Source organism: Streptomyces cyanogenus (assembly GCF_017526105.1).
GTDB lineage: Bacteria > Actinomycetota > Actinomycetes > Streptomycetales > Streptomycetaceae > Streptomyces > Streptomyces cyanogenus.
The window spans coordinates 8,007,806-8,019,918 of sequence record NZ_CP071839.1 but is presented as its reverse complement, the minus strand read 5'-3'; the positions used below and the strand labels follow the sequence as shown (position 1 = coordinate 8,019,918).

The 12,113-nt window shown below is 73.2% G+C and carries 8 protein-coding genes; 5 read left to right on the top strand and 3 right to left on the bottom strand.

Annotation, left to right across the window (positions count from 1 at the left end):
* Positions 1-70: 70 nt before the first annotated feature.
* A complete protein-coding gene (locus S1361_RS35565; RefSeq protein ID WP_208035938.1) occupies positions 71-1,423 on the bottom strand; it encodes a serine hydrolase domain-containing protein in 1,353 nt (450 codons plus the stop codon).
* Between the two features lie 97 nt (positions 1,424-1,520).
* Positions 1,521-2,729, bottom strand: a complete 1,209-nt coding sequence (locus tag S1361_RS35560; RefSeq protein ID WP_208035937.1) for a cytochrome P450 — start codon at positions 2,727-2,729, stop codon at positions 1,521-1,523.
* 1,253 nt (positions 2,730-3,982) lie between these two features.
* Between S1361_RS35560 and S1361_RS35555 the strand changes: the two genes are divergently transcribed.
* On the top strand, positions 3,983-6,115 hold the full coding sequence (locus S1361_RS35555) for a SpoIIE family protein phosphatase (RefSeq protein ID WP_208036919.1): 2,133 nt from the start codon (positions 3,983-3,985) through the stop codon (positions 6,113-6,115).
* Between the two features lie 107 nt (positions 6,116-6,222).
* On the opposite strand, the gene S1361_RS35550 is transcribed toward S1361_RS35555, so the two are convergent.
* Positions 6,223-7,662: a S1 family peptidase gene (locus tag S1361_RS35550; protein ID WP_208036918.1), complete on the bottom strand. Its 1,440-nt coding sequence runs from the start codon at positions 7,660-7,662 to the stop codon at positions 6,223-6,225.
* A gap of 215 nt (positions 7,663-7,877) precedes the next feature.
* Between S1361_RS35550 and S1361_RS35545 the strand changes: the two genes are divergently transcribed.
* The 4 genes from S1361_RS35545 (at position 7,878) to S1361_RS35530 (ending at position 12,113) form a co-directional block, all read left to right on the top strand.
* Positions 7,878-8,291, top strand: coding sequence for a PaaI family thioesterase (locus tag S1361_RS35545; protein WP_208035936.1), 414 nt, complete (start codon positions 7,878-7,880; stop codon positions 8,289-8,291).
* Positions 8,292-8,767: 476 nt separating this feature from the next.
* Complete coding sequence (locus S1361_RS35540) at positions 8,768-8,986, top strand: type A2 lantipeptide (RefSeq protein ID WP_208035935.1); 219 nt, start codon at positions 8,768-8,770, stop codon at positions 8,984-8,986.
* Positions 8,987-9,087: 101 nt separating this feature from the next.
* Positions 9,088-9,894: an HlyD family efflux transporter periplasmic adaptor subunit gene (locus S1361_RS35535; RefSeq protein WP_208035934.1), complete on the top strand. Its 807-nt coding sequence runs from the start codon at positions 9,088-9,090 to the stop codon at positions 9,892-9,894.
* Entirely contained in the window at positions 9,891-12,113 is a 2,223-nt protein-coding gene (locus S1361_RS35530) for an NHLP family bacteriocin export ABC transporter peptidase/permease/ATPase subunit (RefSeq protein ID WP_208035933.1), read from the top strand. The genes S1361_RS35535 and S1361_RS35530 overlap by 4 nt, the downstream gene beginning before the upstream one ends.

Genomic DNA, 12,113 nt, shown 5'->3' with positions numbered 1-12,113 from the left:
ACCGGTATGCGGCGGGAGGGCGGCGGCACCGAGCCGGGCCGGGAACGGAAACCCGGCGGTAGCCGGCCGGTCAGCCGTCGGCGGTGCGCCGGGCCGTGCGGCCGGAGATCTGTACCCGGTCCACCCTGCCGGTGGCCGGATCGCGGTGGAACCGGCCCCCGGGTTCGAGGCGCCCGGTGGCCGGATCGCGCAGGTCGCAGGAGAGGTCGGCGTAGCAGACCAGCGGGAGGGGCAGGTCGCCGTCCACGGACAGGGCCGGTGAGCCGTCCGGCCCCGGCGCCACGCGGTACGTCGTGGTGCCGTTGCGGTAGGTGCCCGTGCAGTCGGGCAGGGCGACGGGGCGGCCCCGGCCCGCGGCCCGCGCGCCGGCGGGCACCCGTATGCCGGTCAGCCGGCCCAGTTCGGCCACGAGGTCGTGCCAGAGCGCGGTCGCGCCGCCGGCGTTGCCGGTGAAGGCGACCACCACCCCGCTCTCCGGGTCGGCCCGCAGATGGCAGGACGTGCCCTGGGCGTTGCCGTCGTGCCCGCACCACACGCGGCCGTCGCGTTCGTACAGGGCGAGTCCGGCGCCCCAGCCGTCGGCCAGCGTGCCCGGGCGGGCGGCCGGTTCGGCGCGGCGCATCTCCTTGGCTACGGCGGGCGGCAGCAGGTCCGCGCGGCCGATCAGCGCGTTGCCGAACGCGGCCAGGTCCCGGGCACTGGCGAGCAGCGCTCCGGCCGGCGCCTCCAGCGGAGCGAGGTTCTGCCGGGCCGGACGGGCCTGCCCGGTGGCGGTGTTGACGGCGTGTCCGGCGGCCACATGGCGTGCGGGCACCGCGTCCCCGAGGAACACCGGTACGGTGCCGAGGGGTTCGAGGAGCAGCGCCCGGACCGCCTCGCGCCACGGCATCCCGGTGACCACCTCCACCAGCCGGCCGGCGGCGACGTAGCCGGCGTTGGAGTAGGAGAAGTCGGCCCCCGGCGGGAACAGCGTGTCGCCGGCGGTGCAGACGGCCGCGAGATAGCGGGGCGCGGTGGTCGCGCCGGCCGTGTCCGAGTCCGGTCCGGTGGGTAACCCACCGACGTGGGCGAGCAGGTGACGGATGGTCACCTCGGGGACATCGCCCAGTTCCGGGAGGTGTGCGGCGGCGGGTTCGTCCGGGTCGAGGTCGCCGTCGTCGGCCAGGAGCATGACGAGCGCGGCGGTGTAGGGCTTGGTGAGCGATCCGAGGGGCACCGCCGTGTCCGCGGTGAGGGCACTGCCGGTCGCGGTGTCGGCCGTGCCGGTGTACACGGTGATGACGTCCGCGCCCGTGTCCAGGGTGAGTTGGGCGCCGGGCACCCGGTGGGTCCGGGCGAGGGCGTCGATGCGGTCCTGCAGCTCCTGCTGCAGCAGGTACGGCGTCCGGGAGGCGGCCGGAGCGACGGGGAAGGTGTACGGCATGAGAAGGGGACTCCCGTTGGATGGGTCTCATGTGCAGGTGTGCCGGTCCGGCCCCTGAGCGGTGTGGGGGCCGGCCGGTGCGCGGTGCGCGCTCGGGCTACGGCCTGCCGACCTCGACGGGCAGCTGCCGTACGCCGATGATCACGGCCGGATTCTGGTAGGCGATGTCCTCGTAGGAGGGGATCGCCAGGATGCGGAATCGTTCATGCAACTTACGCAGAGCGATCCGGGCCTCCAGCCGGGCCAGCGGCGCGCCGAAACAGAAGTGGATGCCGTGCCCGAAGGTCAGATGGGGATTGGGGTTCCGGGTCACGTCGAGGACGTCGGGCGCGGCGAAGCGGGCGGGGTCCCGGTTGGCGGCGCCCAGATGTGCCATCAGCAGGCTGTCCGCCGGAATCTCGTGGCCGCCGAGGACCACGGGCCGGGTGACCCGGCGCCCCAGTTCAGGGAAGGGCGGCAGCCAGCGCAGCACCTCCTCGACGGCGGCCGGGATCCGCGCCGGGTCGGCGCGCAGCGCGGCGTCCGTGCCAGGGTGCCGGTCGAAGGTGACTACGGCGTTGCCCAGCAGTGCGGTGGTGGTGATGTGCCCGGCGACCAGCAGCAGCGCCACGAACCCGACCATCTCCTGGTCGGCGAGGCGGACGCCGTCCACCTCGGCGGCGATGAGTCTGCTGGTGAGGTCCTCGCCGGGGTGGGCGCGGCGGGCGCGGATGTGGTCGAGCATGTAGCCGTTCATCTCGCGCACGGTGGGGGCGATGGCCTCCAGCGCCCGTTCCAGATCGGCCATGTCCGGCGCCTCGCCTAGCTGGTCACCTCCGAAGAGGACGCTCGCCCACTCCTGGAAGAGCCGGTGTTCCTCGGCGGGGATGCCGAGCAGTTCGGCGATCACGATGATGGGCAGCGGATAGGCCAGCGCGTCGACCAGGTCGAACCGGTCGCGGTCGGCGACCTCGTCCAGGAGCCGGGCGCACACGGCCTCGATCCGGGGTCCGAGCCCCTGGACGACCCGGGGGGTGAAAGCCTGGCTCACCAGGGTGCGGAGCTTGCGGTGTTCCGGCGGGTCCATGCCGACGAAGTTGCCCTGCCGGAAGGTCTCGAAGTCGGACTGGGTGGGGGCGAGGGCGGAGAGGTCCGAGGAGTACGTCGCCGGGTCGGCGAGCACGGTGGCGACGGTCTCGTGGTCCACCACCTGCCAGACGCCCTGGGTCTCGTCGTACCGCACCGGCCCGGCCTCGCGTAAGCCCCGCCAGCGGTCGGGTAACTCCTCCAGGAGGATCCGTTCGCCCGTCGGTTGCCTGCTGATCACCTTGTCTCCTTGCTAGCGCGTGCGGGCACGGCGGAGTCACGCACGGGGTTTACGCCGTGGGCCGGTGCGGCCTGGGCCGCGGGCGGTTCCGGGCACGGCTGCGCCCCGCTGCCGGGCGGTCCGGACGGGACGTGCGCACGTCCCGTGCGGCTTCCTCGTGCGCGGCGGGACGGTCAGCCGCCGTCGGTGTGCTGCCGGGGTGGGCCGCAGGCCCTCAACACATGCGGTGCAGGACGCGGCGGCCGCGGGGCCGGCTCCGGCCCCGCGCCGAGCCCGGTCGTGCGACACGCCAACCCGACATAACCCATCCCCTCGGCGACACCTCCCGCGCGGCGATCGCGCGGGGCCCTCCCGGCTCGTGAACGGACAGCGGGACCCGCGGCCCCGGCCGTCCGGAACGAGGTGTGAGAATACGCAGCCGTAGGACGTGCCGTCCCACGATTGGCATGATGCGTACCCCGTAGCACCTTCGTTTCGATGGAACTCGGCCACAGTCTTCACGGTGAGTCACGCGCAAGCAACCCCCTGAAGTTGAACGGAGAGTACTCTTGCGGTGCTTTTGCGTCACTCTCCGGCCGTCTGGCGAAGCCCCGTGCGTGCCTGGGGCCTTGGCCGGATCGTCGCCCCCGCGTGTGCCCCGGCATCTCGCCCGCAAACCGGGCAGGCGAGAAAAAGACCGCCGCCGGGCCCGGCCGGGCAGCGCCGTCCGCCACTCGGCCGCCGCCGACCCGTCCTTCCGCTCCGCTGTTCGACGGGTTGGCCGGACTGCCCCTGATCTGGGGTGATGATCCGGCCGACGGACACTCCGGATACGCCGCCGGGGAACGACGACGACACGCCCGGCGCACCACCCCGGTACACCGCCGATCCGCCCCTGCCGCCGTGCACGTCTCCGCCCGCCCGCCGCGCTGCCGGGGCCGGGAATGTCGCCCCCTGCGTATGGAATCGGCCAACCAGGCGCGACGGGGGCGCACACAGAAAACTCGTACACCTCCCGTGCCTCGTCCCCCACCGGACGCCACGCCAGCCACCGGACGCCACGCCCGCCGACGGCCCGCCGCGACGCCGACCGGCCGGCTCGCGGGTCCTGCCGGCTCCGGGGCGGCGCCGGCGCATGGAGACGGTCCGGCGGGGTATGCGAAGGCATCCGACGTGCGGGGGCGTGAGCGGCGCCCCGCGCACGCTCGCCGTGCGCCGGGCGCCGCCGCGAGGGAGTCTTGTGCCCGGGATGCGACGCGCGGCCGTACGAGGAGGTGGTCGGCGTGTCCGACGGGCCAGGGACGAGCCAGGCGCCGGCCCGGCAGCCGGTGCTGTCGCTCGCGCTGGCCTCGCTGCTGGAGGACCTGCACGCGCACTCCGGCGCGGTGTATCTGCTCAGGCCCGACGAGCCGGTCCTGGAGATGGCCGTGATGGCGGGCATGCCCCGGGCGTTCGCGGCGCCCTGGGAGCGAGTGGGGCTCAGCGCGCCGGTGCCGGTGGCGGACGCGGCGCGCGAGAGACGGCTCGTGTGGGTGGGCGGCGAGGAGGAGATGGCCCGCCGTTATCCGCGGATCTCGGTGGTGCTGCCGTACCCCTTCGCGCTGGCCGCGGCACCCGTGGCGACGGAGGGCACGGTGTACGGCTCCCTGTTCGTCACCTGGCCGGGCGCGCACCCTCCGGAGCTGTCGGACTGGGAGCGCGAGCACCTGACGGCGGCCTGCGAACGGCTGGCGCTGCGGCTGGAGCGGGCCGCGCGGGAGGACCGGCCGATCGGCCACGAGCCGGACGTCCTGGCGGCGCCGGTGTCGGGCGTGGCGGGCACCCTGGGCTCCATCGAGGCGGTGCGGATGGTGTCGAGGCTGCCGTACGGGCTGATGTCGCTGGATCTGCACGGCCGGATCGGTTTCGCGAACACGGCCGCCGCCGAACTGCTCGGCAGGACCGTCGGGGAGCTGCTGGGCACGCTGCCCTGGGCGTCGGTGCCCTGGCTGAACGACCCGATGTACGAGGACCGGTACCGGGCGGCGCTGATCAGCCAGCAGACGACGTCGTTCCTGGCGCTGCGCCCGCCCGGCGAGTGGCTGTCGTTCCGCCTGTACCCGAGCACGACCGGGCTGAGTGTGCGCATCAGCCGGGCCCGGGCGGTGGCGGAGATGACCCGCGCGACCCCGCAGGCGGGTCCGGGACCGTCCCGGCTGGTGACGATCTCGCAGGTTCTGAGCCTGGCGGGCGCGCTGACCGAGGCGGTCGGGGTGCAGGACGTGGTGCAGCTGGTGTGGGACGAGGTGGCGCCGGCCGTCGGCAGCCGGGCACTGGTGCTGCTGCGGGCGCAGGGCGGGCGGCTGCACGTGCTGGGGCACCGCGGCTACCCTTCCGCGCGCGTCGCGGAGCGGTTCGACGGACTGCCGCTGTCCGAGCGGACCCCGGGCACACACGCCCTGAACAGCGGGGTACCCGCGTTCTTCGGCTCGCGGGAGGAGCTGGAGCGGCTGTATCCGGACCGGCAGGACGCCCCGGACGGCTTCGCGGCCTGGGCGTACCTGCCGCTGATCGCGTCCGGGCGGCCGGTGGGCATCTGCGTGCTGGCCTACGCCGGGCCGCACCCCTTCCCGGCCGACGAACGCGCGGTGCTCACCTCGCTCGGCGGGCTGATCGCGCAGGCCCTGGAGCGGGCCGTGCTCTACGACGCGAAACACCGCCTGGCGCACGGTCTGCAACAGGCGCTGCTGCCGCACTCGCTGGCGCCACCGCCCGGCATCGAGGCGGCGGCCCGCTATCTGCCGGCCACCCAGGGCATGGAGATAGGCGGCGACTTCTACGACCTGGTGCCGACCCGTCCGCTGGCGGCGGCGGTGATCGGGGACGTCCAGGGGCACAACGTGACCGCGGCGGGCCTGATGGGCCAGATCCGCACGGGCGTACGGGCGTACACCACCGTGGGGCAGGCGCCGCACGAGGTGATGAGCAGCACCAACCGGCTGCTCATCGATCTGGGCGCCGACCTGTTCGCGAGCTGCCTGTACCTGCGTCTGGACCCGGCGCGCGGGCGGGCCGTGATGGCCCGGGCGGGTCATCCGCCGCCGCTGCTGCGCCGGCCGGACGGGCGGGTGCGGGTGCTGGACCTGGCCGGGGGTCCGCTGCTGGGGATCGACGCCGGGGCCGTGTATCCGACGACCGAGGTGTCCCTGACACCGGGCTCGGTCCTCCTCCTCTACACCGACGGCCTGGTGGAGTCCCCCGGCGTCGACATCGAGGACGCGCTGGTCGGTCTCGGCGCGCTGCTCGCGGACGTCGGCAACCAGCCGCTGGAGAGCCTGGCGGACGAGGTGATCCGGCACGGTGCGGCGGGGCTGGAGCGGGTGGACGACGTGGCGGTGCTGTTGCTGCGGGCGCGCGACGACGGCTGACGCGCACGGCCGTGGTCCGGCCCTCCCGCGGGAGGGCCGGACCACTTCCCCGCCGGCCGGTACCGAGGGGGAGGCCGGCCGGGGATCCTTGCGGGCGAACCGGTCCGCTAGCGCGTGCCGCTCAGGGACGACGAACCGTCGTGCGCCGCACCGGAGCCGGAGGCGTCGGACGGTGCGGACGGGGCGGCGCTGCCGCCGATCTGGTCACCGCCGGCACCGGCCTGGTCACCGGCGCCCGCGCCCGACTGGTCACCGGCACCCGCCTGATCGCCCGCACCGGCACCCGACTGGTCACCGGCACCGGCCTGGTCGCCCGCACCGGCCTGGTCACCGGCACCCGCGCCCGACTGGTCACCGGCACCCGCCTGGTCGCCCGCACCGGCCTGGCCGCCGGCACCCGCCTGGCCGCCCGCGCCGAGCGTCGCTCCGGTGGCCTGGAGGGCGGTGGTGACCGGCTGGAAGAAGGTCTCGCCGCCGCTGGTGCAGTCGCCGCTGCCGCCGGAGGTGAGGCCGAGGGCACTGCCGTCCTGGGTGAACAGCGAGCCGCCGCTGTCGCCCGGCTCCGCGCAGACGTTGGTCTGGATGAGACCGGTGACGGTGTCGACGCCGTTGGGGTCGGTCTCGCTCTGGAAGTTGACGGTGGCGTCGAGTCCGGTGACCTGGCCGTCGTGCAGCCCGGTGGTGGAGCCCATCCGGAACACGGTCGCGCCCACGGTGGCGTCGGCGGCCTGCTTGATCTGCACCGTCTGGCCGTTGCCGACGTTGACCTCGCTGGGCGCCTGCGTGGCCGGGTCGTTGTACTTGACCAGGGAGAAGTCACCCTCGCCGGGGAAGGTGGCCTGGTCGACGGTGGCGATGGGCTGCCCGTTCTGGGAGTCGGACCAGTCCTTGGCGGCGACCCCGCAGTGACCGGCCGTCAGGAAGGCGGGACTGCCGTCGGAGGCGGTGACGTTGAAGCCGAGGGAGCAGCGGACGTTGCCGCCCTGCACCTGGGAGAAGATGGCGTCGCCGCCCGACACGAACGTCTTGAAGGTGCCGGAGGACTTCTTCAGGGTCGCCGTGTCGGAGCCGAGGCTGCGCACGGTCGACTGCAGTCTGTTCCACTTGCTGCCGGTGACCGTGGCGTCGGCGGTGACCACGACCTTGTCGGTGCGCGGATCGACGGCCCAGGAGGTGCCGGGGATGGTCGCCTTCTTCTTCAGCGTCTGCGCGGCGGCCTTGAGTTCGGCGGTGCTGTTGTCGACCTGGCGGACGACCGCGCCCGCCTTCTTGGCCTGGACGATGACGTTGTCGTCGCCACTGACCACGTTGACGACGAGCTGCTGCTTGGCGCTGTCGTAGTACGAGCCGGCGAAGGCGTCGCCGAGGATCTTCTGCAACTGGGCGGCGAGGCCGGAGGCGTCCGCGGCCTTCAGGGTCTTCGCGGTGCCGGTGGTGCCCGACGCCTGGTCCTTGTCCTGGGACGCGTTGGCGTTGGGCAGCAGGAGGGCCGCCGCTCCGAGCGCCGCGACACCGCCCACCGCTATCGCGGCCTTGCGCTTCGGCATTCGCTTGTGACTCAAACTTCTCGACCTCCTGGGGACGGGGGGGTCTGCCGCTCGCGGGCAGTTCGTATCGGGGGGTGGGTATCGCGGCGCCTGGATGGCCGTAGGTACGCGCCGGCCGCATGGTGTGTTCAATTCCGGTTCCGAACGGCCGTACCGGCGTGGCGAATCGGCCACGCTCCGCGTGGCGCGGCAGGGGGCCGGGAACAATCCCCCATATGACGATGACCACCGCCGAAGCCGACAAGATCCTCTCCGTCAACTTCGCCCCCTGGGTGCTCGATCTCGGGCTGACCGTCGAGGCGGTGGGCGAGGACCGGGCCGTGCTGCGACTGCCCTGGTCGGAGCGGCTGGCCCGGGAGGGCGGCGGGCTGTCGGGGCAGGCGCTGATGGCGTCGGCCGACACGGCGACGGTGATCGCGGTGTCGGCCGCGCGGGGCGGGTTCGTGCCGATGACGACGGTGCAGCAGTCGACCTCGTTCCAGCGGGCGGTGACCGGTTCGGATGTCCTGATCGAAGCGGTCCTGACGAAGCTGGGCCGCCGGATGGCGTTCGCCGACGTCACGTTGAGCGATGCCGCCTCGGGCGCGCTCGCCGCCCGGGCGAGCACGGTCTACGCGATCCTCGGCTGACAGGCTCGGTCGGCGACCGGGCGGACACGCTCGGCCACCGAGCGGTAACGGTCGGTTCCCGACCTGAAGCGGAATCCCTCCTTCAGGGAATCTGCACATCCCGCACTCAGCCACCTCACCGGCGCTGAGGGATCTGCACAAGCGCACGCCCTCCGACACGCCTTTGGCGAGGAGTGCCGGATTCGCCGTCCGGCGGGCAGGCCGCCCGCCGCGACGATGCCGTGCGGCATGTGAAGGAGTCGCCGACAAGCCGTGCGCAGACCTGCACGGATGAAACCCTTCGCTTGCCAAGTGCCCAGGTGGGAGCCCTGGTTGATTGGAAGCGCGCCCCGCCTGCGTGCTTTGATCCATCGCACCGCGGGGTCCGGCGGGCCGCCCGGAGACGGGTGCCCGGCGCCCGCGGTCGCGGCCGTCCGTCTGTCCCCAGAGGGGGCCGCTCCCCCTTGTGAAATATCCATATGAAGGGAAGTTCCACCATGAACTCCACCCCCCAGGTCGAGACCGTCGAGATCTCGGACGCCGAGCTGGACAACGTCTCCGGCGGCCTGTCCGTGAACACGCTCAACAGCACCCTCGGCACCGTGAACGAGGTCGCTCCGGGCGTCAACGGCCTGGTCAACACGGTCGTCGGCACCGTCGAGGGCGTGTCCGGCCTGAACACCGCCCCGGTCAACGGCCTGGTCGCCGGTCTCTGATCGCACTTTTGCGCCATCGCGGTCCCGGAGCCGTCCCACGGCTCCGGGGCTCAGCGATGCCCTGACACACATGCGTCTCTCCCACAGGTGAGGGAAGTCCCGTGCAGTTCCGCCAACAGGCCCTCGCCAAGCTCCAGTCGCCGGAGGAGCTGGACCTTCCGGTGCGGCTGGCCCGCCCGCAGGGCTGGCTCGCGCTCGGCGTCACCGTCGTCGTCATGGCCGCCGCCTCCGTGTGGGCGGTGACCGGCTCGGTCGCCTCCACGGTGAGCGCACCCGCCATCCTCACCCACGGGCAGGGCAGCTATCTGCTGCAGAGCCCGGTGGCCGGGCAGGTGACGGCCGTCCTCGCCCGGCAGGGCGAGCGGCTGCCCGCCGACGCGCCCGTCCTCAAAGTCCGTACCGCCGAAGGCGACACGGTGGTCCGGACCGTCGCCGCGGGCCGCGTCACCACGCTCGCCGCGACCATCGGCCAGATCATCCGGACCGGCACGAACGTCGCCGCCGTCGAGAAGGTGGCCCACGCCTCCGACCCGCTGTACGCGACCGTGTACGTGCCCGCCGAGAACGCCGCCGCCATCCCCGCCCACGCCTCCGTCGACCTGACCGTGTCCTCCGTACCGACACAGCAGTACGGCGTGCTGCGCGGCCAGGTGAAGTCGGTGGACCGCACCGCGCAGTCCGCCCAGTCGATCTCCGCGTTCCTCGGCGACAGCCAGCTCGGCGAGCAGTTCACCCGCAAGGGCCGACCGGTGGCCGTCCTGGTGGAACTCGACACGTCCTCGTCCACCAGGAGCGGTTACCGCTGGTCCACCGCCGGCGGGCCGCCGTTCCGGCTCGACTCCATGACCCTCGCCACCGGCTCCGTCCGGCTCGCCGACCAGCGTCCCGTCGATTGGCTGCTCCCGTGACCACCGCCCAGGAAACCCGCGGCCGCAGACGGGCGGCTCCCGCGAAGCGACCCGTCCCCAAGTCCCGGACCGGCACGGTCCGTACCCCCACCGTGCTCCAGATGGAGGCCGTCGAGTGCGGCGCCGCCTCGCTCGCGATGGTCCTCGGCCACTACGGCCGGCACGTCCCGCTGGAGGAGCTGCGCATCGCCTGCGGTGTCTCCCGGGACGGCTCACGCGCCTCCAACCTGCTGAAGGCGGCCCGCGGTTACGGTCTGACGGCCAAGGGCATGCAGATGGACCTGGCCGCCCTCGCCGAGGTGCGGGCGCCGGCCATCCTCTTCTGGGAGTTCAACCACTACGTCGTCTACGACGGCATGGGCCGCCGCTTCGGCCGGCGCGGGGTGTACGTCAACGACCCGGCCAAGGGCCGCCGTTTCGTGCCCATGGAGGAGTTCGACGGCAGCTTCACCGGCGTGGTGCTGGTGCTGGAGCCCGGCGAGGGCTTCACCAGGGGCGGGCGCAAGCCCGGTGTGCTCGGCGCGATGCCGGCCCGGCTGCGCGGCACCGCGGGCACCCTCCCGGCGGCGGTGCTGGCCAGCCTGCTGCTGGTCGCGGTCGGCGCTGCCGTACCGGCGCTCAGCCGCACCTACATCGACATGTTCCTCATCGGCGGGCAGACCTCGCTGCTGGGCGTGCTGTTCACCTCGATGGCCGTCTGCGTGCTGCTCACGCTGGTGCTGACCTGGCTCCAGCAGGCCAACCTGCTGCACGGCCGGATCATCTCCTCCACCCTCTCCAGCGCCCGCTTCCTGCGCCATCTGCTGCGGCTGCCGGTGACGTTCTTCGCCCAGCGCTCCCCCGCCGACCTGGTGCAGCGCCTGCAGTCCAACGACCAGGTCGCCGAGACCCTGGCCCGCGACCTCGCGGCGGCCGGCGTCGACGCGATCGTGGTCGTCCTGTACGCGGTCCTGCTCTACACCTACGACCCGCAGCTGACCTTCGTCGGGATCGCCGTGGCCCTGCTGAACGTGGTCGCCATGCGGCTCGTCGTACGGCTGCGCGCGACGCGCACGGCGAAGCTGCGCGCGGACACCGCGCGGCTGACCAACACGTCGTACACCGGCCTGCAGTTGATCGAGACGCTGAAGGCGACCGGCGGCGAGGACGGCTACTTCCGCAAGTGGGCCGGGCAGCACGCCACCACACTGGAGGAGCAGCAGCGGCTCGGCGTGCCGAGCGCCTGGCTCGGCGTGGTCGCGCCGACGCTCGCCACGTTCAACAGCGCGCTCATCCTGTGGATCGGCGGGCTGCGCGCGGTCGAGGGGCACATCTCGGTCGGTCTGCTGGTCGCGTTCCAGGCCCTGGTCACCCGCTTCACCGCGCCGCTGACCCGGCTCAACGGCGTGGCGGGCCGCATCCAGGACTTCGCGGCCGACGTGGCCCGGCTGAAGGACGTGGAAAACTTCCAGACCGACCCGCTGTACGCCCGCCCCGGCGGCGGCGAGTCGACCCGGCGGCTGCACGGGCACGTCGAGCTGGAGAACGTCTCCTTCGGCTACAGCCCGCTGGACCAGCCGCTGCTGACCGGTTTCGACCTGACCGTCGGCCCCGGTCAGCAGGTGGCCCTGGTCGGCGGCTCGGGCAGCGGCAAGTCCACGGTCTCCCGGCTCATCTCGGGCCTGTACACGCCGTGGGACGGGGTGATCCGCATCGACGGCCGCCGGCTGGAGGACATCCCGCGCGGCGCGCTCGCCGCCTCCGTCTCCTTCGTCGACCAGGAGGTCTTCCTCTTCGAGGGATCCGTCCGCGACAACGTGGCCCTGTGGGACCCGTCGATCCCCGACGAGGCCGTGGCGGAGGCGCTGAAGGACGCGGCGCTGTACGACGTGGTCATGCGCCGGCCCGGCGGCATCCACAGCCGGGTCGAGCAGGACGGCCGCAACTTCTCCGGCGGGCAGCGCCAGCGCCTGGAGATCGCGCGGGCGCTGGTGCGCCGGCCGAGCATCCTGGTGCTGGACGAGGTGACCAGCGCGCTGGACGCGGAGACCGAACAGGTCGTGATGGACAACCTGCGGCGGCGCGGCTGTGCCTGCGTGGTGATCGCGCACCGGCTGAGCACGGTCCGCGACAGCGACGAGATCGTCGTCCTCCAGCACGGCACGGTCGTGGAGCGCGGACGGCACGAGGAGCTGGTGGCGCGCGGCGGCGCGTACGCGGCGCTGGTCAGGGAGCGGTGA

Excerpts from the sequence above, each read along its gene's own strand:
- S1361_RS35540 (WP_208035935.1), top strand. The coding sequence starts at position 8,768 with ATGAACTCCACCCCCCAGGTCGAGACCGTCGAGATCTCGGACGCCGAG.
- S1361_RS35545 (WP_208035936.1), top strand. The coding sequence starts at position 7,878 with ATGACGATGACCACCGCCGAAGCCGACAAGATCCTCTCCGTCAACTTC.
- S1361_RS35565 (WP_208035938.1), bottom strand. The coding sequence starts at position 1,423 with ATGCCGTACACCTTCCCCGTCGCTCCGGCCGCCTCCCGGACGCCGTAC.
- S1361_RS35550 (WP_208036918.1), bottom strand. The coding sequence starts at position 7,662 with ATGCCGAAGCGCAAGGCCGCGATAGCGGTGGGCGGTGTCGCGGCGCTC.